Genomic DNA, 21,071 nt, shown 5'->3' with positions numbered 1-21,071 from the left:
AATATCGCGTATGAAAGACCTTTACAACTTCGTCGCTTCCTTCGTTCTCCTTGCGGGCCTCAGCCTGCCTGCGGCCGCCTGTGCGCCGAGCCACCGGCAAACTCAAAGCAGCATCCTTCTCACCGGCCCCAAAACCATCAGCGCCACTTTCCCCGCCGCCAGCAATGCCGGCAACCTCATCATTGCCCAGATCACATGGGACCGGCAAACCCGGACTCTTGCTTCCGTCGTCGACAGCAAAGGCAATGACTACCATCTCATCGGCGCGGAAACCAACTGGGGAACAAAATACAGATCGGCCCTCTACTATGCCTACAATATTGACGCCGACGCCTCAAAAATAAAAGTCACCGCGACGCTGAACAACAATACCACCGCCCTCTTCGAGATCTATATCAGCGAATATTCGAATGTACTCACGACCTCGGACCCACTGGACAAGAACAAGACCGCGACCGGTACGGGTACCGCTATCAATACCGGCTCGGTGACAACCACCGCCGGCAACGAGCTCGTATGGGGCATAGCTGTTGGGGAAGACCAGGCCATACACGGCGGGACAGGCTACAACGTCCGTTCAACAGACCAGGACAATATCGTAGAAGATAAAACCGCCAGCACTGCCGGCTCCTTCAACGCTAGTTTTACCGCGGTCAGCAGCACCAACTGGGTTGCACAGGTCGCCACCTTCAAGCCGCTGGTCACCCTCCCGGTGACACTAATTTCCTTCGACGCCAGGACCCTTTCCAACAAGACTGTAGAACTCGACTGGACCACTACAGCGGAAACCAGCAGTGCCTGGTTCGAGATCCAACACTCGGGCGACGGCCAGACCTGGACGGCCATCGGCCGGACCAACGCCGCCGCCAACACTCAAACAAGCCAGCAATATTCGTATACTGACCCCGCTCCCTACGCGGGCTTCACCTGGTACCGTCTCAAACAAGTCGATCAGGATGACAACTTCACCTTCTCCAAAACCCTCACCACCCATCGCGACCAGGCCGTTACGCTGCATGTCTACCCGAATCCGACCGTCGGTAGTTGCGTGGTCGAAGGCGCGACGCAACCCGCCACCGTCTTCAATACCGCCGGACAACGCATGGCGGTTCGCGTCAACACGGATAGCAGGTCCAAACAGACCCTCGATCTCTCCACCCTGCCGAAAGGCGCTTATTTTATTAAGACCGGCGACAACAGCACGCTGGTCTATAAACAATAGCTGCGGGCCTGCGTCAGCCGTGGCGCTGGTTTCTTAACTTAGCGGACTGGCTCTGTCCGGGCCACCCGCGATGAAAAATATTCCGATACGACATATCAGCGCGACTATAAAGGAGCCAGAGTTCTCCGGCAGTTTTCATATCCGGAAGGTAGAGGACCTGCTGGCCGGGAAGAAAATGGTACAGGAACTTCACCGCCACAGCTTTTTTTCGTCCTCGCATTGTCAAAGGCGGCCGGCGAGCATAGTATCGACTTCACCCCCTACCCTGTTGGCGATGGTTGCGTATTCTTCACGCGCCCCGGGCAGGTACACCAGCTATCGCTCGCCAACGGTACTATCGGTTATATGATGGCGTTCCAGAAGGATTTCTATTCACCGCTGGTGCGATCTGCAGGCAAAAACTATTTTCTCTTTGAGCCGGACCAACTGAAGAAGCTGATGACCCTGATGAATATTATTTTCCAGGAGTACAGTGAAAAACAGGTGCGATACCAGGACGTGATCCGGTCTGTTTTGGACGTATTCTTTGTTCAGCTGCTGAGGCAGGGCAGCCCCGATCGTCCCGCCGACTATACGCAGGAGCGGCTTGACCAGCTGCAGGCGCTGATAGAGCTGGAAGGATTGCAGCACAGACAAGTGGCGTACTATGCGGATAAGATGCATCTTACCGCCTGGCAGCTGAATGCGATCACCAGGGCCTCCGTGGGCAAGACCTGTTCGGAGCTCATCACCGACTTTGTCCTGCTGGAGGCGAAGCGCCATCTTCTGGCGACTTCGGGTCAGATCAACCAGATTGCGGGACAGCTGGGCTTCGAGGATCCTTCCTATTTTATCCGTTTCTTTAAGAAGCATACCGGCTACTCGCCGGAAGCATTCCGTAATAAGTTGAAATAAGTCCTGTTCAACTACGGATTTGTCCTACATCCGCGGCGGCCGCCGGCGGTAACTTTGCATAAAAAATGGTTATGGAAGACTTTGACGTGATCATCGTCGGCGGCAGCTATTCCGGGCTTGCGGCGGCGATGTCCCTTGGCAGGGCGCTGGTTCGGGTATTGGTCATCGACAGCGGGGTGCCCTGCAACAGGCAGACCCCTTATTCCCATAATTTCCTCACCCGGGATGGGCAGACGCCACGACAAATTGCAACGATCGCCAAACAGCAGGTACAGGAATATAAGACGGTCACTCTTTTTCGGGGAGTCGCGGTGTCCGGTAGAAGGTTTGAGACGGGGTGGGAGATAGCCGTTGTATCGGGTGAGGTTTTTCGCGCCGGACGACTGGTCTTTGCAACGGGCATCTCGGATATTCTGCCATCCATCGAAGGCCTTTCTGAATGCTGGGGTATATCGGTCCTTCATTGCCCTTACTGTCACGGATACGAGGTCGCGGGTGTCCGGACGGGGATACTCGCGAATGGCGACAATGCTTTTGAAATGGCAACGCTGATCTCCAACTGGACAAAGGACCTGACCGTATATGGTTCGGGCCTGACGCGCGAACAGGGGGCATTGCTTGCGGGGCATGGCATTGGTGTTGTGGACAAGGCTGTGGCGCGAGTCGACCACGTCGATGGGTATATTCAACATCTTGTTTTTGACGACGGGTCTATGGCTCCGGTAAAAGTATTGTATACGCGTGCCCCTTTCGTACAGCACTGTCCGATACCGGCGGTCCTTGGTTGCGGCATGACAGAGGAGGGGTATATCAAAGCTGGATTCCGTTCAGGAGACCAGTTTGCCAGGCGTCTACGCCTGCGGCGACAATGCCTCGCGGATGCGCACCGTTGCCCATGCCGTGGCGGCGGGGACGATGGCAGGAATAGCGATCAGCAGAAAAATGATTATTGAAAATTTTTAAACTACAGTATTGAAGATTATTATCGTCGGTGCGTCGGGCACCATGGGAAAACATCTGGCCGGGTCTTTGGAAAAAGACCACGAAATCATACGGACCGGATCTAAAAGCGGCGACATTCGAGTGGACATCACCTCACCCGATTCGATAGAGAATATGTACAGGCAAGCCGGGGATTTCGACGCGTTGGTCTGTACGGCCGGCCCCACCTATGTAGGCCCCTGGAAGAATATGACGCATAAAGAATTCAGAAAAGGCATCGAAGGCAAGCTGTTCGGGCAGATCAATCTGGTCCTGATCGGGCAGCACTATATCCAACCCAAAGGTTCATTTACTCTGATCACGGGTGCCCTGGCGGATGATCCGGTCCTGAACTTTTCGAATGCGTCGGCCGCCAACGGAGGTGTCGAGGGTTTTGTTCGGGCGGCAGCCATCGAACTGGGCGGGGGGATCCGGATCAATGCCGTCAGCCCTGGCGTGATCGAAGACTCGCCGCAGTATTTCCCCCTCTTTCCGGGGGAGATACCCGTCAGCATGAAACATCTTGAATATGCTTTTCGCAAGGGTGTTTTCGGCGCCGGGACGGGGCAGGTGATCAGGGTGAGTTAAAGGGGGCATTGGCGATGACTCTAAAGATACCTCAACCAGGTCTTTTCTTTATGGCTTTGCTTGTATCTACCGTACCATTTGCACAGCGGGTACATGATCGCAACGACCCCGACCCAGACCAGGTAGATACCCCAGAGGGGGAAAAGAAAAGGCATCGCAAGGGCCAACAGGTGTATGAGGTAGAGATGGAGCAAAAAATAGAACAGCGGCGTCTTGCCGTATACACTGACCTTGTCCGTCCATTTATTCTGCGCACCCTGCAGGGCCGAAAGTATCAGGAACATCGCCCCCAGGAACACCAGGCAATAGTCGAGGGACGGAGGGTATTTGGTGAGGTTGATGAAGGACAGGAAGGTCAACAGGCCCGTCTTCTGTTGCGACCATGGCAGGGAGTCTCCGTAGACATTGATTAAGCGTAAAAGAAAAAACAGGCCGATCGAAGCAAGCCCGATCTTTAGGAACAGTGATTTTTGTACGGCGGGTTCATGACCGAACAGCTGGCCCGTCCCAAAGCCGACCAGCATGATGCCCAGCCAGGGCATCGGCGGGTAGCCCATGATGAACAGCCGTTCTCCTAACGGAAAAGTCGCGGGCGCGAACAGTGGCATGAGCATTCTTTTGAACAGGGAGCTCTCACCGCCGGGAACGAGCGGCGCTACATTGTGAAGGAACAGGATAGCCAGCCCGATGACGACAATGGTTCGTGCGGAGCTACGTATCAGCAGAGAAAGAATTATGAATCCGACGCCGATGGCCGCGATCACCTCGAAGATGAATAGCTTGAAGTGGACGTCAAAAAAGATCCCGAAATTGACAAGCGTAAATTCCAGAACGACCAGCCACAGGCCCCGGGTGAGGAGGAATTTTGGGTGGCCTTGCAATCGCCGCTCCTTTCCATGGAAAGCCATGCGGATGTCCCCGAAAGAAAGACAAATGTAGGGGCGCATAAATGGGTTATCCAGCGGGTAAAGAACAACATTGCCGTGGTGGTAGTCAGGTCTGTCGGCTTCCGGATGACGGAGTCTGCCGGCATTATATCCCGGACATGGTCCAGAGCCATGATGATCATCACGATGCCTCTCATCAGGTCGATGCTATAGATTCTTTTCATTGGCGGCTGCGCTATTGGATAAATATATCGCCTTTATGCGAACTCTGCCCGCGCTTTCGGCCAACACCGGATTTACCCGTCGTCGGCGGTTGGTCGTCAAATCCTGTCGTTGGTCTAATATGTCCTTGTTTGAGGGGCTATTTTGTAAATTCGATCATGCTGAAGCCCAACAGAGAGGTCCTCTTCAACCTTATTTTCTGGCTGCTCTATTTTTTCTACGAGTGGTTTGGTCTTGCCGCTCTTTCGGGGGACTATGCCAGCTATTTCATCAATGCGTGTATGGCTCTGCCGCTATCGCTGGTGATCTCTTATCTTACTGTCAACGTTTATATAAAGCGGTATTATAATAAGGGACGGAAGCTGGAGTTCTGGGTCTTTCAGATCCTCACGTCCCTTATTCTGCTGCTGATCCGGCGAAATATCAACTACTTCCTCATTTTTCCCCGGTATTTTCCCCTTTGCCCGACGGGTGCCTCTTTACTCGTTTGGCAAGCTGATCGTCGAGCTGGTAAACCTGTACCTCATCACGGGCGTATATGCGCTGTTCTATTTTGTCCGGTCCTGGTATGAGGAAAGGCAGAGGGCGCAGATCCTGCTGCAGGAGAAGACCCTCGCGGAGCTCGAGTTGCTGAAGTCGCAGGTACAGCCACATTTTATTTTCAATGCACTGAACAATATCTATTCTACGGCACTGAAAACGAGTCCGGAGACGGCGAGGCTGGTTTCGCATCTGTCCAGCTTCCTCAACTACAACCTTTATGAATCGAGGCAGGGTGTCGTCGCGCTGACGGCCGAGATCGCCTATATACGGCACTATCTGGAGCTACAGAGGAACAGGTATGGTGACAAGCTGGACGCGTCGGTAAATATTTACGACGAAATAAACGACCTTTATATCGCGCCGCTGCTGTTGCTGCCGCTGGTCGAAAACGCCATCAAACATGGCATTGCCAATTCCGTCGGCCCCGGCTGGGTAAGGGTGGACGTCTCGAAACAGCAGGACCATTTTTCGGTCAAGATCGAAAACAGCATCGAAGAGGGAGAGGGTCTGGAAAAGGTCGGCAACGGAGGCATCGGGATGTTAAACGTCCAAAAACGGCTTCGGCTGCTCTATCCCGACGCGCACGAATTTAAAATTATCCTGGAGCCCCACTCCTATCTGGTGGTATTAAAAATAAAGACCTCCAAATGATCAGAACGGTCGTAATCGATGACGAACAGCCCGCGAGGGAGCTGATACTGCTGCATCTTTCCAGCCTGCGGGATTTCGAGGTCGTGGCCACCTTTGACAACGCGCTGGACGCGTTCAGCTATCTGCAAAAGAATATCGTCGACCTGATCTTTCTGGATATCCAGATGCCGCGGGTTTCGGGGCTCGAGCTCATCCGGGGGCTGAAGGTCTGTCCAAAGATCATTTTGACAACCGCCTACAGGGAATATGCGGTGGAAGCTTTTGAGCTGGAAGTAATGGACTATCTGGTCAAGCCCATAACGCAGGAGCGTTTTATGAAAGCCATATCGAGATTCACCTTCGCCCAGGCGGAGAAACCCGCTGTCGCGAGCAGCTGGGACTCGGCCTATATCTTTCTCAAAGCGGGTAAGGGGCTGACAAAGATCTATCTGAAGGACATCCTGTATATCGAGGGGCTCCGGGATTTTATCAGGGTCCATACGGCCGAGCGGGTCTTTGTCGCTTCCGAAAGGCTCAGCTATATGGAGGAGAAACTGCCGGAGAAGCAGTTTGCCCGCGTCCACAAGTCATTTATCGTTGCGCTGGGGAAGATCAACAGCCTTCAGGCCGAGCAGGTGATGATCGGGGCCGTGGCGATACCCATCGGGAGGGTATATAAGAATGAATTTTTAAAGAAGGTGCTCCCGGCCGGCGATGACAAAAAATAGATATTTTTGGGTATGAACGGCCAAAACAGAAAAGACATTCATCCCGGACTCGAAGTTGCTATCATTCTCAAGAAGGACCAGCGAAGCGGCAGACTGACCTATGGTATCGTAAAGGATATTCTGACTTCCGCGGCTTATCATTCCCGTGGAATAAAGGTCAGGCTGGAGGATGGGCAGATCGGGAGGGTTGCGGAGACGGATGTGGTCGATCCCGATGGAGACTAAATCGTTATGCTAATGGAGCCCCGGCCTCGATGCTCTCGCCCGGTACTTTCGGACACGGCGGCGCCTGGGCACACAGGCCTGGATCGATCCCGTTCGCGGTGTGGCCGGTCAACGCCGGGCCACTAGCCCTCCTCGTTAACCCTGTTCGAGGATCCGGCGGAGGTAGTTGACCTGACCGAGATGATAGTCCAGATGCGCCAGCAGGCGTATTATTACATAACTATTGGAGTTGTTGGCGTCGTCGAAGGGTATCGGATATGGTGCGTCCATCTGTTCCGTCGGAACGGCTCCGATCGCGGCCCTGACCATCGGGATGGCTGCCTCGAGCCTGGCTACGAGGTCTTTTCTCGCTACGCCTTTTTCCGAGAATTCCAGGTCGCGGTTGCGGACGTATCCGTTGCGGGAGATGATAGCGCCGAAGAAATGGTTGAGGCCGCCGACAATATGGAGTGTGAGGTTGCCGCTCGAATTTTTGACGGTCCCCAGTATTTTCCACAGGTTTTCTTCGTTCTGAAAGAGGTTGACCTCTTCGATCAGCTTGCGGAGGTCTTTTTCGTATAAGTTGGCGAGTACCTGGTTGAGCATATGGTTGGTTTTAGTATACCCAGATGGTTTTATTCTATCCAGATGGTTTGTGTGAAGGCGCCGTTGGCCGCGATGTCCCAGGCTTCGAGGCGGACCCATTTTCTGCCTTTCAGACTGATATGCCGGGTAAAGGTCTGCGAGCCGAATGCCGTGGTGGTATCGAGCTTGATATGTTCACGGTATACCTGATGGCCGTCGCCGGAAACGATCTCGGCGAAATTCATGGGAAAGGTCCAGTCGAGCTGGAAGGTAACGTTGTCGCCGGCGTTGTTTGGAGTGATCGTCTCGCCGGAGCGTTTGCCATTGACAGTGAAAGAGGGGATCAGCACCTCACCCGTCGTCGAAAAGAAATCGCCGCGCCGCATCACGTCGAGTACCTGCGGCCAACCCGCGTCGAAATCGGGTATCTTATCCAGTCTAAGATAATTGACGTTGAGGTGGGCGTACATCTCGTTCTCGGGTTCGATCGAGAAAATATCGCATTCAGAGATGATATGTTTATGGAGTCCCCAGTTATTCATGTCGTCCATGAGTCGTAGCACGCGCTGCCCGAGTGTAGGGATGGACAGGTCCGCGGGCAGGGCCTTCCGTGCCGCGCCGAGAAAGGTCTCCGAGAGGAAGAACGGTTCATTTTTGTAGATATCGGGGTAGCCGGTGGAAGCCTTGGTTCTGGCGTGGGCCGTCCATGCGAGTCCATGTTCCTTTTTCAGGAGGTCGAGCATTTCTTCCGATGAGCCAATGTGGTAGACATTCCCATAGGTCTTGTTCTGCTCTTCGACCGGAGTGGTTCCGGGGCGGGACATCACCCAATAGACCGGCTTTGGAAACAGCGCCAGCCAGTGGCCACCGTAAAAATTGTTGGCTTCTTCGCCGGGTATCAGCAGGAATTGACTGTTCGAAAGCCTCCTGCACTCTTTGAAGAGTGCGTCGAGTTCGGGGAGCCGAAGGCTATCGGGTCCCTTCGGGTGTCCGGGTCCGTGAAATTCGGCCAGGTGGACGATATCTACGCCCGTCGCCCGGAAGACCTTTACAAAACTGGGGTCGTCGGGGACCGGCTTGCCGGCGAGTACAACTTTTGATATGAACTCGTTGTGGAAATGGCTTTCCATCGTTTTATAGCCGGGCAGGGGGCGATAGCTGTCGCCGTGCGTAAATTTCTTTACCTTCTCCATCGTTTTTTCCGCGTCATCGCTGCTGACGAGACAGAAGAAATTTAGCCGCTGGCGGGTATTCGGCGGTGCGTTGAACCAGGGGACGTATCGTTTGTCGCCAAGCGGTTCCTGCCGGATGCCCAGGCCAAATTCCGGAATCAGCTCGGTGATAGTTCTTTCCGTACCAGGTAAATTTAAGATTGAAGGCTTCGTCGAGGGGATAGAAGAATTGATGCGGCGCAGGGAATATCGCCAGGCTGCCTTTTTCGCTTTCGCCGATGATGGAGCGGTATTTAACTGGGAGGTCTTCGCTCTCTTTGGCGTGGTAGACTGCTTCTCGCCGGACCTTTCCACTCACGTCGGCCCATGCAATGTTTTTGAATATCGGGCTGGGGGTGACCAGGCCGGCGTCGTAGAGGATAGCGGTAGAATCCTCCGGAGTCGACATGACCGCCGCTATATTGAACAGGGGGTGCCGTTGTAGATGGTGATCTCCAGGTCCCCTTTGAAACTGGCGGCGTGAAGCTCCCCGATCTTTATGATAGTGTGGCTGCCGCTGGTGGTGAGTTTGGCGCGCGTTTTTTGAAATTCCACTCTGTAGGACTGGTACGGTCTGTCGGGTACCTTATCGAAGAAGACGTCCCACCCGCCGCTGGAGGGGCTGAGGGTTCGCTTGCCCACTGTCAGGACCCAGGCCGGGTCGAGGCCGGTGGCTATCGTTCTCGTTCCGGTGCTGATACTTTTTATCAGGGGGTGGTTCTTTTCGAGGTCGAGGATCATCGTCGCCTTCGTGGACGGACCGGTCGCCCAGGTAAGCCTGAGGGTTTGTTTGTTGACGGTGGTGGTGGCCTGGGAGTGGGCGTTACCGGCAAAGAAAAGGACCAAAAATACAAGGGAGAGATTTTTCATGTGGACCCGGCAATTTCCAGCAATATACGCATTGTGCTCTTTTCGGAGCCTCCCCGGAACAAAAAAACCCGCCGATTGCCGGCGGGTCGCATAATGGTCGGGGGCTGCTGTATTAATAAAAGAATTGTTCCGAAATGATCTCTCCGTTCCTCACTTCATACAGCATGATCTGGTTGATCTGGATCCGGCCATGGGGCCGCACCGTTATGTCCACAGATCTTGCCACTGCGAAATGGTTGCCGGAGATGATGGGATCGCCGGTGGAAGCACCGTGAGCGGCCTCGATCCTGCTCACAAATTCCTCTCCTTTCCTGCGGACCGCTGCCTTGCCTTCGGCGTATCCAAAATAGGGCGATGTCGGCGGGTCGATGCTCCTGACATCGGCGGAGAATAATTCGTCCTGTATCTCAAACCATTGTTCCTGCTGGGCGAGTTCGTTGTAACGGCTGGCGACTTCCTGGGTTGTCATATTGTTATGAGTTTTCAGAACAAAGATGCCGTTTTAACGGGATATCGCGCAGGTGCTGTATGGACTTTATGATGGGTGGATTTAGACAAATTTCATCATGTCGACAAAACTCTGTTGTTTTATCTTGTTGCCACTGACTATAAACGTGTCGGTACCGACAATGACCTGGATCGTTGGCGTTTTCGCGTGCCAGACAATAAGTGCCACTTCATCGTAGACGACAAGTATGTCCAGATCGAATGTTGTGCTCTCCGAAGGGAAATCGACGATCAGATTGCTAAAAAAGGCCCTTATCTCCGCGATGCCGGTGTAAGTTCGTTTTTGGGTGACAAGTACCGACTCTTCCATGTAGTCACTCACTATCGCCTCGAGGTCATTCTCTTTGAACGATCTTAAATGCCGTCCCAGCAATTCCCTTGTGGCTTGTTCGGCGGTTAGCGGCGCCAGTAGCGCATCTGCATTTTTCATCATTATTTGATTAGTGTGCAGCAAAGGTAGGCCCGGCGGGCGCCGGGCTATAGACCGAAAAGTCCTATAAATCGACTACGGAGTTCAACTATTGGAGGGAAGACGGTTGGAATTGGCCTGGCGATATTTCAGCGGCGGCTGGTCATATCTCTCTTTGAACACCCTGATAAAATGTGAGGTGTCTTCGAAACCGCATTCAAACGAGATCTCGCTGATGCTCGATTCCGTGGTCATCAGCTTGTGAAAGGCCAGGTCGAGTCTTTTCCTCTTTAACCAGTTGGCGGGAGTAACCTTAAAATATTGTTTGAAGTATCGTTTATAAGTCGACAGGCTCATATTGCACAACTCCGCATATTCCTCCAGCTTCAAATTGTAAGCGAAATTCGCCTCCATTATCCGGGTCATCTGGTGTTCCTGTCCCTGACACAGGGAAACAAAATAGTCCGTTAGCGCCTCGTGGTCTTTGTTAGCGAACAAACTCAACAACAATTCCTCGAATTTGAGGATCAGCAGCTGCTCGTTCGGCTTCTGGGACAGCGACAGATAGGACTGGATGGAGTGATAATAATTTTGAAGCAGCTCGTCAGGTTTAACGACAAGGACGGCATCCTGACCTGAAACGTCTTTTTGTGTATTTAAAAGTGCGTTATTCTTTCTGACAAAGTCCATGATAAATTCGTCAGGGATAAAAACAAATATGGCACAAAACTTATCGTCAAAGAACTGGTGGGCCAGATTGGCGCCCTTTTTTATGAAAAGGATATCCCCCTCATACACCTCGTAGGAATTATAGATGGTCCGCCAGATCTTTTTGCCGGACGAAATGAAAGCGAAATAGTTGTTGTCGGACCAGATCCCGAACCTGGTCTCTTCCTGCATACAGGTGTATTCCACAAACAGCAGAGAACTGACCTCCATTTTAGGAAATCTATCGGTGGATCTTATTACAGAGAGGAGATTTAACATGATCGATGCCTGGTAATATGTGGGGTGAATAACAACGAATCCCCATTAAAGGTCGTAAAATATCCGGACCGGGACAATTTTGGACTTTCCAGACGATACTATGAACCTTTGAACATAGTCGCCCTGCGCAGGGGACAATACCTTTGCGAAATAATTTCAATCCTTTCTGTGTGAGGCATTTTGAGCAATTTTTCATTCCGGTCTACCAGCGGTCGCTCGAACAGCTGCAGCTGACCAAACGCCGGTCCCTGCTGGATTTCGGCCACCGTCCGGGTCTGTTCAGTATGATGGCCGCCAGGACTGGCGCGACCGTTCGTGTGGCAGACGGTCCGGAGTCATTACCCTTTGGAAATGACAGTTTTGACGCAATTACCGCGTTTAATTCGCTACAGTATGCGGCCAGCCCTGACAAAGCCCTGAAGGAAGCCAGGCGGGTATTACGGATCGGTGGTCGAGCTGGTTATAGCGATCTGGGACCAGCCCGAACTTAGTGATGCATCCGAGGTGCTGAAGGCTCTCGCGACCCTGGTGCTCCCACCCCCGCCCGGCAGCAGAGGTCCATTTGCCCTGTCGGAACCGGGAACGATCGAGGCCATCTGTGAGGCACATGACTTTCGGGTGGACAGTGTCTCAGCCGTCGAATGCCCAATGCTATTTCATAGTGTCCGGGAAGGGATAGACAGTTTTATGGGTACGGCCCCTGCCGCCGAGGCCGCTGAATACACCACAAAGGAAATTGCAGAAGAAGCGATCGGTGTCGCGCTTGACCCTTTCTATCTCGGCGAAGACCGGTATTTGCTGGTCAATCGATTTCGGCTGTTTATCCTTCACAAACCTTAAAAGCATTATTCAATGATGACGAACCCGATAGTATTTGATCGAAACGACAGGTTTATTTTGCGCAATGGTCAATTCCTGAGGAATTTCCCGACACCGGAGATGCTGGGATCGGTCCTTGAAACGCTGCATTTCTGCCCGGTGCCGCCCAGCTATTCCGACCGGAGATTGTCGGTTGGTTTGACCAGCGCCGCGCGGACGACGCGAAGGCTGATGGTGAGAAGGCTGATCGCAAGGGTGATCAGACCCGCCAGCACGAAGATCCACCAGGACAAGGTCACGCGATAGGCAAAGTCCTGCAGCCAGCGGCGCATACCCAGGAACGCTATAGGCGATGCGATGACGAGGGCGATCCCCACCAATATCATAAATTCCTTATTTAATAAGAAGACGATATTCGCGACGCTTGCACCCAGCACCTTCCGGATGCTGATCTCCTTCTTTTGCGTTCGACGGTAAATAGGATCAGCCCGAGCAGCCCTATGCTGGATACAAAGATGGTAATGCCGGTGAACACTCTCACCATCCACGACATCTTCCGGTCGCTTTTGTAAAGATCTGCAATGCTTTCGTCGAGGAAACTGTAGCTGAAGGGGCGGTCGGGAAAATTCTCCTTCCATAAAGCCGCCGCTGCGGCAGTGTGTGCGTATTTCCGAGAGTGATGCGGAGGCCCACGCTATGGTCGAAGTCGGATATATTCGCCAGGGCCATCGCGGGAATCGGCGCATGCAGCGAGCTGTTGTGGAAGTCCGCCACGACGCCGGCGATGGGGCGGGTCTTATTCTGCCACGTGAGGAAATGACCGACGGCGTCTTCGGGGCGGGAAAAGCCAAGCGCCCTGCGATAGGTATCGTTGATCAGGAACTCCCGCAGGCTGTCGCCGGCGGAGATATTGCGGCCGGCAAGCAGACGCATATGATAAAGGGGTATGAATCGCTGGTCCGCCGTCTGCAGGCTTACTTCCATGGAGCCCGTCTGGTTGTCGGCCTTCATCGGAAACTCCATGCCGTGCATGCCGGCGGGCGGATTGTTCTGGAGGGTGTATTGTTCCACTCCGGGAATATGAAGGGCCTGCTGTGCAAAACTGCCGAGTTGCTGCGGCTGAGCCGAAAAATTATCGATCGTCAGGATAGCGCTGCTGTTGAAGCCCATATCGGCATCGAGCATATACCCGAGCTGTTTGCCAACGGTTAAGGAAGCCATGATGAAGAGCAGCGAAATGGTGAACTGGAAGACGACGAGTACCCTTCGGATAGTGATTTTTTGGGAAGGACGCGCGCCTGTGCTGTTGACCGCGGGATAGAGACCGGCCAGTAGCGTGGTGCCGGTGATGATAGCGAGTGTACGTCCGAGTATGCCAGGGCTAAACGGGTTGAATGGCAGATCTTCGGGGATATAGTCATGAAAAAGACGTAACACCGGCCGGACCAGTGTCAGCGCTATGATTCCGGCGAGCGAGGTCAGCATCGCCGTCTCTGTCAGTGACCTGTTGACAAGGCGCAGACGGGAAGCACCGAGGATGCGGCGGATGCTGAGGTCCCTTGCTTTTTGGAGGGCTTGTGCCGTGGACAGGTTGATAAAATTGACGACGGCCAGCAACAATATAAATACTGCTGCTCCGACGAGCCCGTACAGCGCGGGCTTGTGTGCTTTGCGGATGCCGTCGAAATCATAGCGTGCGTCGAAGTGAATCTCGCTCAGGGGTTGGAGGACCAGTGAGTAGTTGAGCAGTCGCAGAAACGCGTCGCCGCCGATATTGCGCTGGAGGATGGCGTTGATCCGGGCCTCGTCGCGCCGGGGATTGGCATGAGGCGCCAGTTTGATAATGACGTTGACCCCGGGTATCCTGGGGTCAAAATGCCAGGTATCGTTGCGGTAGGTGGTTTTTAAGAAACTATGACTGATCGTAGACATCGAAATATAGTCGGTAAAAGGGAAATCGGTGTTGCCGGGATAGTCCTTATGACACCGGAGACGCGGAGATTCAAAGAGTCGTCATAAATAAGCGCTTTGCCCAGATACCGGCTGGCGGGCAGGTCTCCGAAATATTCCCGTGCCCGGGTTTCCGTGAGTACTACACTATATGGCTGGGACATGGACTGCGCCGGGCTGCCCGCGAGCCAGACATGGGTCAAAACTCCAAAATAGTCTGGCGTTGCGAGAAATGGCGCCGCCCGTATTGGGGGCGGCAATTTTGCGGTTTGCCGACGGGATGCTGACGTCGGCGCGATAAGGATAGAAGGGAGCGATCGTTTCGACGGAAGGGATCTCTGCGTGGATGGCGGCGGGCGTGGGTGCGGGGATCTCCCGGCCGTATCCTTCGGCAATGGTGCCGTTGCCGTGGTCCTCACGGATGCGGGCGCCGACGCGGTAGATGCGGTCGCGGTCGGGGGTAGATCCGGTCAAAACTAAACCTCGTAGCTGACGACATTGTAAATGACCATGCAGGCGCAGAGACCCAGGGTCAGTCCGAGGATATTTATGGCGGTGTAACCCTTGTGATGGGTAAGAGAGCGCAGCGCGGAGCGGATTTGGTTGTCGGACATAGCCCGTGAGATGCGGGGGCTGTCAGATTCCACAACATTTTGAGAAACTGATATATTGAACAAATCTCGGCAGGTCGGAGTGATTGGCGCTGGCGGCGTGGGGCAAGGTTTGCAGCCAGAGGACGAGGTCTCCTTTCTTTCCGGGTACGACGGTGACGGTGACGGTGGATCGTATTTTTTTGATTGCCTCGTCCGGGTCGGGGTATGTCTGCATCCATTCTTCAAACCGCTGGTGAAAACCCGGCACCACGGTTAAAGGCCCCCGGTCTTCCGGGACATCGTTGAGGTAGACCAGCCCCTGGATGTATTGCAGATTCGGGCGTGAAAAATCTATGTCCCAGTGTAATTGATTGTGCCCGAATTTCCAGGTCGGGGATTCCAGGGGGTTAAAGCTAACTTTCTCGGTATTCGGAATGATGTTTGTCGTGTCGTAAAGCTCTGAAAAGACCTTTCGGACCGCTGGCAGTGTTTTGATAGCATTGATGCTCTCGTCCTGGTATACCTGCAGCATTAGCCCATGCCATTCGGGGTGGCTGTTATACCAGGTCCCGGGCCGGCTAAGATCGGCGCCAAGTCTCGAACAGATGAGACGGGTGACCGCGTCGCATAATTTACCATCGACGAGTCCGCTTATTTTGAGGAAGCCCTTGTCTCCCCAGCTTTGCCATTGTTCTTCGCTGAGTATTGCGCTTTCGGGCTTGCCCGCATCGATCGCATTTCCTTTCGCCCACTCATCGAAGGCCGCGGCCGCATCGGCCAGCTGCTTTTCGCCCTTTAAGCGGACCATCCATTCCTCGAAATGTTTCAGGTCAGCGCATTCGTTATACATAAATGCATAGGTCTCGAATTTCCCCAGTGCCATACATACCCATCCAAATGTCTTCGATGCTCGCGAAGTCCTCTACATCCGCCGGAGGTTTGCCGGCCTTTAGACTTTGATGATGGTCATAAAATATGGGAAGGAATGCGCTTGCCATGGCTCTAGATGAAGTTAGCGCTAAAATGGGGAATTATTATTTATCTTGTCCCATGAAAATTACCGTGCTTGTCTCACGTCTGGTCCTCGGTTTTCTCTACCTGGTCTTTGGGCTCGATTATTTTCTCAAGTTTATCCCGTACCAGCCGCCGCTGCATCCCGGTGCGGCGGGAGTATTCAAAGCCGGCCTCGTTGCGGCAGGCTATTTTTATCCGATGCAGAAAGTGATACAAATAGTCGGGGGGCTTTCTCTGCTGGCCAACTGGTACGCGCCTTTTTCGGCGGTCGTCCTCTTCCCTATCAGCGTCAATGTGTTCCTGTTCCATACTCCTTCTTGTCCCTTCCGGGCTGGTTGATGGGGGTTCTGCTGCTGGTCCCGAATTTGCTTCTTGGCTGGGGCTACCGCGCCTGCTACCGGGGAATGTTCACCGCGAGGCCGAAGTTATAGACTACGCCGCCTGCGGATTGTGGGCCGTACAAGTTCCCCCAGCCGCGGTGCAGCAGCAGGTGGCAGACCTGATCCTGAGCCACGGGCTACTGCAGTTCCAGCAAGCTGGCGGCAGGGTCATCCGGGAGATGAAAGCCCATTGACAGGATGAGGTCCTGCTCTTCCGGAGACAGGACCGATGCTTCAAACCCGGCGAGGCCGTCTTCTCTTGCATACAGTTTTCCCGTATACCGAAAACCCGCCGAGGTGCGGAAATTCCAAAGATACCGGTTGCCCTCGGGCAGCGTAAATTCATGTTTCAATTCGCCGATCCTTGCCTTCCCCTTGCCATCCAGCCGAATGCCGCGGGTTGGCCGTATACAAAAGCGATAAACTGAAGATTCTCGCTGGCCAGCCGTCTCGCCACTTCACCCTCCGCCAGGTCGCCCGTAAGAGCAAGCAGGAAAGGGTCATTGGACACTTCGATATGCAGCCCGGGAATCGGTTCGAGGGCAGGGAAATGGTCGACTTTTGAAAACGTATAAAGAGACATTGTAGTTGATTTAATCGTCAGGAATATCCTGGCCTCGGTCGGGGTCTATGATGCGGACGTCGTTTTGGGGAAAATAACTGTTGAACAGGAGCTCGAAGCCGACCGGCAACAGCAATTGGCCGACAGGCTCCGTGCAGTGGGTCTTGAAATTATCGAGAGCCGCGTTCACCTCCTGATCGGGCGGGTCAGACAAAGTATCCGGGACTATCTGGCGCTGGGCTTCGACGCGCAGCAATACAAACTATCCAGTTACGTTTCGGGCAGGCTGTCCTATGATTTTGGCTACCTGAGCGATCTGTTCTCCAGCGTCGAAGGCACTACCGTGGAGCGGTATTTTATGATGCAGCGTCTGGAAAAGGTAAAACAGCTGCTGGCGTATGATCAACTAACGTTGAGCGATATAGCCTTTGAAACCGGCTTCAGCAGCGCGGCTCATCTGTCCACTCAGTTCAGAAAACTTTCCGGTTTGACCCCCTCTCAGTATAAACAGTCGGCAAAGAAGGAAAGATTAGGGCAGATGTAGTAAATTAGCTGCCATGAGTATCAAGACCGTCCTCCTGGCCATCCTCCTCTTCGCGAATGCTAAAACTTTTGCAGGCTCCCTGACTGACTCTACCGGATTTCCCCCTGAGATCGAAGACCCGCTGTGTCTGGGCATCCACAAGGAACCCGCCCACGCCACGCTGATGCCCTATGCGAACCTCGCGGAGGCACAGAAGGCTGACCGGGCCGCGTCTTCCTATGCGCTCCGGTTGAACGGCATGTGGCGTTTTCACTGGGTGTCAAGGCCCGAAGAACGGCCCGTGGACTTCTACAAACCCGACTACGATGTCAGCAAATGGGACCTCATCCGTGTGCCGTCCAACTGGCAGGTGGAGGGATATGGTACTCCTTACTACAGCAACTACACCTATATTTTCAAGAAAGACTTCCCGCATATCATGAGCACGCCGCCGGAGAAATATACCGCGTTCAAAGAGCGCAATCCGGTGGGCAGCTATCGCAGGGACTTCGACGTTCCGGCAGGATGGAAAGGACGCCGCATCTTCATCACATTTGACGGGGTGGACGCGGGTTTCTTTATTTGGGTCAACGGGAAGAAGGTCGGCTATAGCGTCAACAGCCGTAACGCAGCGGACTTCGATATTACCGATTACCTGGTGCCGGGAAAGAATTGCCTCGCAGTGGAAGTTTACCGGTTTACGACGGGCAGCTATCTGGAAGACCAGGACATGTGGCGGCTCAGCGGCATCTTCCGCAATGTCACCCTGTGGAGCAGTCCGCAGGAGCATATCAGGGACTTTTTTGTTCATACCGACCTGGATGGCTCATACAAGGATGCCACCGTGCGTGTGTCAGCCAAAATAAAGAACTATTCCGGCAAGTCCTTGCCGGCTCGTCAGCTGGCGGCCAGTATTTATGACGGAGCCAATTCGGTCGGCGAAGGAGAAGTTGCAGTACCCGCACTAAAAGCTGGTGAAGAAAAAGAGGTAACGATCTCGTTTGCCGTCTCCAACCCGCGGAAATGGACGGCCGAGACGCCGAACCTCTATACCACCGTATTATCTCTGCGTGACCATGGCAAGCCGGTCGAGCTCGAGTCGACGCTCGCCGGTTTCCGTAAGATCGAACTAAAGGGGCGGGCCTTTCTGGTCAACGGTGTTCCGATAAAACTAAAAGGCGTCAACCGCCACGAGCACTGGCCCGAAGTGGGACATGCCATCACCGAAGACCAGATGATCAAAGACATTCTGCTGATCAAGCAGGCCAACTGTAATCATGTCCGGACCTGCCACTATTCCGACGATCCGCGCTGGTACGAGTTGTGTGACCAGTATGGCATCTACCTGCTGGCCGAGGCCAATCTCGAATGCCATGGCGCCTGGGACGAATTCAACGAAGAGCCGAGGATGCGCGCGGCTATCGTCGAGCGCAATGTCTCGAATGTAGAGAACTTTAAGAACCATCCTTCGGTCATCATCTGGTCGTTGGGCAACGAGTGCGGCAAGGGAGGTTCGAACTTTGCGGCGGCGCTGGCGGCGATAAAGTCGATCGATATTTCACGCCCGACGCACTATGAAGGGTTCGGAATTGAAAAGGACAATCCTGCCGATCTGGACAGCAGGATGTATACGAACCTGCGCGACCTGGAAAAAATTGCCACCGACGGCAGCCGCAGCAAACCTATGTATATGTGCGAATACGCGCACGCCATGTTCAACTCCATGGGCTCGGTCGACGAATACAATGAGCTGTTCGACAAATATCCTTCACTGCTGGGCGGCTGCATCTGGGAATGGCAGGATCAGGGGCTTTACAACAGAAGAGTGGCCGATCATCCGATACTCGCTTTTGGAGGAGGTTTCGGCGAATATCCCAATGACCATTATTTTATTCATAAAGGCGTTGTAGCGTCCGACCGCAGCCTCAAGCCTCATTACCCCGAGCTGAAACGGGCTTACCAGTGGATTGGGATGAACCTGTCGGGTGAGTCGCTGACGGTACATAATCGATATCAGTTCGTCGGGCTGGGGACTTTCGCCGGCAAATGGGTGCTGACGGAGGATGGGGTGGCCGTGGATTCGGGTGCTGTGGCTGTTGGAGATCTGGCGCCGGAAGCGGAGAAGACCGTGGGGTTGCCTTTGTCCCGTATTTCGCGCAAGCCCGGTGCCGAGTATTTTGTTCGGGTGTCTTTTAGTTCTGGTGAATGCGGCGTCCTGGGCGCCGGCAGGCTTTGAAGTTGCGGCAAAGCAGTGGGAATTGCCTGGGACTGGAGTACAGGCCATGTGGACCTCAGCTCATACCGGTACGCTGACTCTTACAAAAGGCGATCATCTGATCGACATCCGGGGCAACGGTTTCGCCGCAACCTTCGACGAGCGTACGGGAACCTTCTCCCAGCTGGAGAGCGGCGGTACTAAATTGCTCACAGCCGAAGGCGGCCCCCGTCTCCACCTGTGGCGGGCGCCCCATCGCAATGACGATATGTGGGCGGACAAGGGCTGGGTGAAATATGGCATTAAAGAGCTGGCCTGGACGGTGGATAAGACCGCGACGGAGCAGCTGCCTTCGGGCGAGGTCAGGCTGACTGCGTCGCTGACGGGCACGGGCAAAGAGGGCTTTGTCGCTCATCACGCCGTAACCTATACGATCAGTCCCGACGGCCGTATCAGGGCCGACAATAAGGTGTCTTTCAGCGATACGACGATAGCCCTGGCCCGCATGGGCGTCCGGCTTTCGCTGGTCAAAGAGCTGAAGCAGTTCAACTATTTTGGCCGCGGTCCGATGGAGAACTACTGGGACAGAAAGCAGGGCTTTGACGTCGGGCTGTATTCCAGCTCGGTACAGGATCAGCTGACACCGTATGAAAAACCGATGGAATGCGGTAATCATGAGGACGTACGCTGGGCCGCTCTTCACACCTACAGCGGCAGCGTCATCGGCGTGGCAGCGACGGGTGGTCTGCTGCAGGTGTCGGCCCTCCCCTATGCCGACGAGCAACTGGAGAAAACGGAATATCGGATCGATCTGCCGCCGGTGACGGCCACGACGCTCGTGATAAGCAAGAAGACGATGGGCGTTGGTTCCAACTCCTGCGGGCCAAGGCCGCTGGAAGAGTGTGTGGTAAGGTCGAAAGAGACGGAGTTCGGGTATCAGCTGAGGTTGAAATAGGTCAATGGATTCCTGTTATGAATGACGCGTTAATTCAACAACTACGCAAGATCGATGCTTTTTCCGAAGAGGAGATCGATAGCCTGCAAAGTTGCCTGGTGGAAAAATTCATCCGGAAGGGTGAGCATTTCCTCCATTTAGGGCAGGTTAGCCGGCACGTCGCTTTTATCGGCAAGGGGCTCCTGATGCATTATAGTATACATGACGGCGTTGAGATCCCCTGCAATTTTTCTTTGGAGGGCGACTGGACCGGCAGTCTCAAAAGCTTCACTTCGGGATCTGCCACGGAGATCGGTATAAAAGCTTTGGAGGATACCTGGGTTCAGGAGTTGTCCGGAGAGCATTTGGAGCAGCTGGTCAGGTCGTCCCCACGCTGGCTGTTGTTCAAGAATCATATGGTGCAGCTCGTTTTCTTTACCGTGACGCAGCACAATGCCGATCTGGCCATGCTCGATGCAAAGCAGCGGTACTACAAATTCATGAAGGAAAAACCTGACCTGATCACCCGCGTACCTCAATATTATATCGCCGCATATCTGGGTATCAAACCCCAGTCCCTCAGCCGGATCAGGAAAGAGGGATAATTTGCTTT

General features: G+C 53.9%; 29 protein-coding genes and 1 pseudogene. 15 read left to right on the top strand and 15 right to left on the bottom strand.

Features of this window, described 5'->3' with window-relative positions; genetic code table 11:
* The first annotated feature begins 10 nt into the window (after window positions 1-10).
* The 4 genes from ACQ86N_RS46795 to ACQ86N_RS46780 all read left to right on the top strand — a co-directional run bounded on the left by ACQ86N_RS46795 (window position 11) and on the right by ACQ86N_RS46780 (window position 3,685).
* Window positions 11-1,222, top strand: a complete 1,212-nt coding sequence (locus tag ACQ86N_RS46795) for a T9SS type A sorting domain-containing protein (protein ID WP_431213065.1) — start codon at window positions 11-13, stop codon at window positions 1,220-1,222.
* A gap of 219 nt (window positions 1,223-1,441) precedes the next feature.
* Window positions 1,442-2,116 (top strand): helix-turn-helix domain-containing protein, encoded by a 675-nt coding sequence (locus ACQ86N_RS46790; protein ID WP_431213064.1) that lies wholly within the window; start codon window positions 1,442-1,444, stop codon window positions 2,114-2,116.
* Window positions 2,117-2,187: 71 nt separating this feature from the next.
* A complete protein-coding gene (locus ACQ86N_RS46785; RefSeq protein WP_431213063.1) occupies window positions 2,188-3,069 on the top strand; it encodes an NAD(P)/FAD-dependent oxidoreductase in 882 nt (293 codons plus the stop codon).
* Window positions 3,070-3,088: 19 nt separating this feature from the next.
* Window positions 3,089-3,685 carry a short chain dehydrogenase gene (locus ACQ86N_RS46780; protein ID WP_431213062.1) on the top strand — a complete coding sequence of 199 codons (597 nt, stop codon included), beginning with the start codon at window positions 3,089-3,091 and terminating at the stop codon, window positions 3,683-3,685.
* A gap of 20 nt (window positions 3,686-3,705) precedes the next feature.
* Here ACQ86N_RS46780 and ACQ86N_RS46775 read toward each other — a convergent pair whose 3' ends face one another.
* Both ACQ86N_RS46775 and ACQ86N_RS46770 read right to left on the bottom strand, forming a co-directional pair.
* Window positions 3,706-4,566, bottom strand: a complete 861-nt coding sequence (locus tag ACQ86N_RS46775; protein WP_431213061.1) for a hypothetical protein — start codon at window positions 4,564-4,566, stop codon at window positions 3,706-3,708.
* Between the two features lie 62 nt (window positions 4,567-4,628).
* A pseudogene (locus ACQ86N_RS46770) lies at window positions 4,629-4,745 on the bottom strand (hypothetical protein); the annotation flags it as partial.
* Between the two features lie 180 nt (window positions 4,746-4,925).
* Here ACQ86N_RS46770 and ACQ86N_RS46765 point away from each other — a divergent pair.
* Genes ACQ86N_RS46765 through ACQ86N_RS46750 form a run of 4 tightly spaced genes read left to right on the top strand, consistent with a single transcriptional unit; the run spans window position 4,926 to window position 6,920 of the window.
* Window positions 4,926-5,366 (top strand): hypothetical protein, encoded by a 441-nt coding sequence (locus ACQ86N_RS46765; protein ID WP_431213060.1) that lies wholly within the window; start codon window positions 4,926-4,928, stop codon window positions 5,364-5,366.
* A complete protein-coding gene (locus ACQ86N_RS46760) occupies window positions 5,266-5,988 on the top strand; it encodes a sensor histidine kinase (RefSeq protein ID WP_431213059.1) in 723 nt (240 codons plus the stop codon). Before ACQ86N_RS46765 ends, ACQ86N_RS46760 begins: the two co-directional genes overlap by 101 nt.
* A complete protein-coding gene (locus ACQ86N_RS46755) occupies window positions 5,985-6,695 on the top strand; it encodes a LytR/AlgR family response regulator transcription factor (protein WP_431213058.1) in 711 nt (236 codons plus the stop codon). Before ACQ86N_RS46760 ends, ACQ86N_RS46755 begins: the two co-directional genes overlap by 4 nt.
* Before the next feature lie 12 nt (window positions 6,696-6,707).
* Window positions 6,708-6,920: a YwbE family protein gene (locus ACQ86N_RS46750; RefSeq protein ID WP_431213057.1), complete on the top strand. Its 213-nt coding sequence runs from the start codon at window positions 6,708-6,710 to the stop codon at window positions 6,918-6,920.
* A 135-nt stretch (window positions 6,921-7,055) separates the two neighbouring features.
* Here ACQ86N_RS46750 and ACQ86N_RS46745 read toward each other — a convergent pair whose 3' ends face one another.
* The 6 genes from ACQ86N_RS46745 to ACQ86N_RS46720 form a co-directional block, all read right to left on the bottom strand.
* Window positions 7,056-7,505, bottom strand: a complete 450-nt coding sequence (locus tag ACQ86N_RS46745) for a DUF1572 family protein (protein ID WP_431213056.1) — start codon at window positions 7,503-7,505, stop codon at window positions 7,056-7,058.
* 29 nt (window positions 7,506-7,534) lie between these two features.
* Window positions 7,535-9,010 carry a hypothetical protein gene (locus ACQ86N_RS46740; RefSeq protein WP_431213055.1) on the bottom strand — a complete coding sequence of 492 codons (1,476 nt, stop codon included), beginning with the start codon at window positions 9,008-9,010 and terminating at the stop codon, window positions 7,535-7,537.
* Window positions 9,011-9,112: 102 nt separating this feature from the next.
* Window positions 9,113-9,565: a hypothetical protein gene (locus tag ACQ86N_RS46735; RefSeq protein ID WP_431213054.1), complete on the bottom strand. Its 453-nt coding sequence runs from the start codon at window positions 9,563-9,565 to the stop codon at window positions 9,113-9,115.
* A gap of 112 nt (window positions 9,566-9,677) precedes the next feature.
* Window positions 9,678-10,034: a SnoaL-like domain-containing protein gene (locus ACQ86N_RS46730; protein ID WP_431213053.1), complete on the bottom strand. Its 357-nt coding sequence runs from the start codon at window positions 10,032-10,034 to the stop codon at window positions 9,678-9,680.
* An 81-nt stretch (window positions 10,035-10,115) separates the two neighbouring features.
* The gene (locus ACQ86N_RS46725; RefSeq protein WP_431213052.1) at window positions 10,116-10,505 is read right to left on the bottom strand and encodes a hypothetical protein; all 390 of its coding nucleotides are present in this window, start codon (window positions 10,503-10,505) and stop codon (window positions 10,116-10,118) included.
* A gap of 81 nt (window positions 10,506-10,586) precedes the next feature.
* Window positions 10,587-11,420, bottom strand: a complete 834-nt coding sequence (locus ACQ86N_RS46720; RefSeq protein ID WP_431213051.1) for a helix-turn-helix domain-containing protein — start codon at window positions 11,418-11,420, stop codon at window positions 10,587-10,589.
* Window positions 11,421-11,638: 218 nt separating this feature from the next.
* On the opposite strand from ACQ86N_RS46720, the gene ACQ86N_RS46715 reads away from it, so the two are divergent.
* Window positions 11,639-11,959, top strand: a complete 321-nt coding sequence (locus ACQ86N_RS46715) for a class I SAM-dependent methyltransferase (protein WP_431213050.1) — start codon at window positions 11,639-11,641, stop codon at window positions 11,957-11,959.
* Complete coding sequence (locus ACQ86N_RS46710) at window positions 11,916-12,308, top strand: hypothetical protein (protein ID WP_431213049.1); 393 nt, start codon at window positions 11,916-11,918, stop codon at window positions 12,306-12,308. Before ACQ86N_RS46715 ends, ACQ86N_RS46710 begins: the two co-directional genes overlap by 44 nt.
* Before the next feature lie 149 nt (window positions 12,309-12,457).
* On the opposite strand, the gene ACQ86N_RS46705 is transcribed toward ACQ86N_RS46710, so the two are convergent.
* The 5 genes from ACQ86N_RS46705 to ACQ86N_RS46685 all read right to left on the bottom strand — a co-directional run bounded on the left by ACQ86N_RS46705 (window position 12,458) and on the right by ACQ86N_RS46685 (window position 15,713).
* Complete coding sequence (locus ACQ86N_RS46705; RefSeq protein WP_431213048.1) at window positions 12,458-12,835, bottom strand: ABC transporter permease; 378 nt, start codon at window positions 12,833-12,835, stop codon at window positions 12,458-12,460.
* Complete coding sequence (locus ACQ86N_RS46700; RefSeq protein ID WP_431213047.1) at window positions 12,825-14,219, bottom strand: FtsX-like permease family protein; 1,395 nt, start codon at window positions 14,217-14,219, stop codon at window positions 12,825-12,827. Before ACQ86N_RS46700 ends, ACQ86N_RS46705 begins: the two co-directional genes overlap by 11 nt.
* A gap of 165 nt (window positions 14,220-14,384) precedes the next feature.
* Window positions 14,385-14,711: a hypothetical protein gene (locus ACQ86N_RS46695; protein ID WP_431213046.1), complete on the bottom strand. Its 327-nt coding sequence runs from the start codon at window positions 14,709-14,711 to the stop codon at window positions 14,385-14,387.
* Between the two features lie 2 nt (window positions 14,712-14,713).
* Entirely contained in the window at window positions 14,714-14,851 is a 138-nt protein-coding gene (locus tag ACQ86N_RS46690; RefSeq protein ID WP_431213045.1) for a hypothetical protein, read from the bottom strand.
* 22 nt (window positions 14,852-14,873) lie between these two features.
* Window positions 14,874-15,713: a phytanoyl-CoA dioxygenase family protein gene (locus ACQ86N_RS46685; protein WP_431213044.1), complete on the bottom strand. Its 840-nt coding sequence runs from the start codon at window positions 15,711-15,713 to the stop codon at window positions 14,874-14,876.
* Between the two features lie 167 nt (window positions 15,714-15,880).
* Here ACQ86N_RS46685 and ACQ86N_RS46680 point away from each other — a divergent pair, with 167 nt between their 5' ends.
* Window positions 15,881-16,183, top strand: coding sequence for a DoxX family membrane protein (locus tag ACQ86N_RS46680; RefSeq protein ID WP_431213043.1), 303 nt, complete (start codon window positions 15,881-15,883; stop codon window positions 16,181-16,183).
* Between the two features lie 178 nt (window positions 16,184-16,361).
* On the opposite strand, the gene ACQ86N_RS46675 is transcribed toward ACQ86N_RS46680, so the two are convergent.
* Both ACQ86N_RS46675 and ACQ86N_RS46670 read right to left on the bottom strand, forming a co-directional pair.
* Window positions 16,362-16,577, bottom strand: coding sequence for a hypothetical protein (locus ACQ86N_RS46675; RefSeq protein ID WP_431213042.1), 216 nt, complete (start codon window positions 16,575-16,577; stop codon window positions 16,362-16,364).
* Window positions 16,574-16,807, bottom strand: coding sequence for a hypothetical protein (locus ACQ86N_RS46670; RefSeq protein WP_431213041.1), 234 nt, complete (start codon window positions 16,805-16,807; stop codon window positions 16,574-16,576). Before ACQ86N_RS46670 ends, ACQ86N_RS46675 begins: the two co-directional genes overlap by 4 nt.
* 64 nt (window positions 16,808-16,871) lie before the next feature.
* Here ACQ86N_RS46670 and ACQ86N_RS46665 point away from each other — a divergent pair, with 64 nt between their 5' ends.
* From ACQ86N_RS46665 to ACQ86N_RS46650, 4 genes are read left to right on the top strand one after another with little or no spacing between them, the layout of a single operon-like run.
* Window positions 16,872-17,330 carry a helix-turn-helix domain-containing protein gene (locus tag ACQ86N_RS46665; protein WP_431213040.1) on the top strand — a complete coding sequence of 153 codons (459 nt, stop codon included), beginning with the start codon at window positions 16,872-16,874 and terminating at the stop codon, window positions 17,328-17,330.
* 13 nt (window positions 17,331-17,343) lie between these two features.
* The gene (locus ACQ86N_RS46660; RefSeq protein ID WP_431213039.1) at window positions 17,344-19,545 is read left to right on the top strand and encodes a glycoside hydrolase family 2 TIM barrel-domain containing protein; all 2,202 of its coding nucleotides are present in this window, start codon (window positions 17,344-17,346) and stop codon (window positions 19,543-19,545) included.
* The gene (locus ACQ86N_RS46655; protein WP_431213038.1) at window positions 19,511-20,479 is read left to right on the top strand and encodes a hypothetical protein; all 969 of its coding nucleotides are present in this window, start codon (window positions 19,511-19,513) and stop codon (window positions 20,477-20,479) included. Before ACQ86N_RS46660 ends, ACQ86N_RS46655 begins: the two co-directional genes overlap by 35 nt.
* Before the next feature lie 17 nt (window positions 20,480-20,496).
* Window positions 20,497-21,063: a Crp/Fnr family transcriptional regulator gene (locus ACQ86N_RS46650; RefSeq protein ID WP_431213037.1), complete on the top strand. Its 567-nt coding sequence runs from the start codon at window positions 20,497-20,499 to the stop codon at window positions 21,061-21,063.
* Window positions 21,064-21,071 lie beyond the last annotated feature (8 nt).

This window comes from Puia sp. P3 (genome assembly GCF_050632245.1).
Lineage (GTDB): Bacteria > Bacteroidota > Bacteroidia > Chitinophagales > Chitinophagaceae > Puia.
This window is presented reverse-complemented; position numbering and strand designations above follow the sequence as displayed.

Bases quoted from the DNA above. Each gene is read 5' to 3' on its own strand.
- ACQ86N_RS46670 (WP_431213041.1), bottom strand. From the start codon at position 16,807: ATGTCTCTTTATACGTTTTCAAAAGTCGACCATTTCCCTGCCCTCGAA.
- ACQ86N_RS46650 (WP_431213037.1), top strand. From the start codon at position 20,497: ATGAATGACGCGTTAATTCAACAACTACGCAAGATCGATGCTTTTTCC.
- ACQ86N_RS46660 (WP_431213039.1), top strand. From the start codon at position 17,344: ATGAGTATCAAGACCGTCCTCCTGGCCATCCTCCTCTTCGCGAATGCT.
- ACQ86N_RS46685 (WP_431213044.1), bottom strand. From the start codon at position 15,713: ATGGCACTGGGGAAATTCGAGACCTATGCATTTATGTATAACGAATGC.
- ACQ86N_RS46720 (WP_431213051.1), bottom strand. From the start codon at position 11,420: ATGGAGGTCAGTTCTCTGCTGTTTGTGGAATACACCTGTATGCAGGAA.
- ACQ86N_RS46785 (WP_431213063.1), top strand. From the start codon at position 2,188: ATGGAAGACTTTGACGTGATCATCGTCGGCGGCAGCTATTCCGGGCTT.
- ACQ86N_RS46750 (WP_431213057.1), top strand. From the start codon at position 6,708: ATGAACGGCCAAAACAGAAAAGACATTCATCCCGGACTCGAAGTTGCT.
- ACQ86N_RS46735 (WP_431213054.1), bottom strand. From the start codon at position 9,565: ATGAAAAATCTCTCCCTTGTATTTTTGGTCCTTTTCTTTGCCGGTAAC.
- ACQ86N_RS46680 (WP_431213043.1), top strand. From the start codon at position 15,881: ATGAAAATTACCGTGCTTGTCTCACGTCTGGTCCTCGGTTTTCTCTAC.
- ACQ86N_RS46795 (WP_431213065.1), top strand. From the start codon at position 11: ATGAAAGACCTTTACAACTTCGTCGCTTCCTTCGTTCTCCTTGCGGGC.
- ACQ86N_RS46700 (WP_431213047.1), bottom strand. From the start codon at position 14,219: ATGTCTACGATCAGTCATAGTTTCTTAAAAACCACCTACCGCAACGAT.
- ACQ86N_RS46745 (WP_431213056.1), bottom strand. From the start codon at position 7,505: ATGCTCAACCAGGTACTCGCCAACTTATACGAAAAAGACCTCCGCAAG.
- ACQ86N_RS46725 (WP_431213052.1), bottom strand. From the start codon at position 10,505: ATGATGAAAAATGCAGATGCGCTACTGGCGCCGCTAACCGCCGAACAA.
- ACQ86N_RS46690 (WP_431213045.1), bottom strand. From the start codon at position 14,851: ATGTCCGACAACCAAATCCGCTCCGCGCTGCGCTCTCTTACCCATCAC.
- ACQ86N_RS46730 (WP_431213053.1), bottom strand. From the start codon at position 10,034: ATGACAACCCAGGAAGTCGCCAGCCGTTACAACGAACTCGCCCAGCAG.
- ACQ86N_RS46755 (WP_431213058.1), top strand. From the start codon at position 5,985: ATGATCAGAACGGTCGTAATCGATGACGAACAGCCCGCGAGGGAGCTG.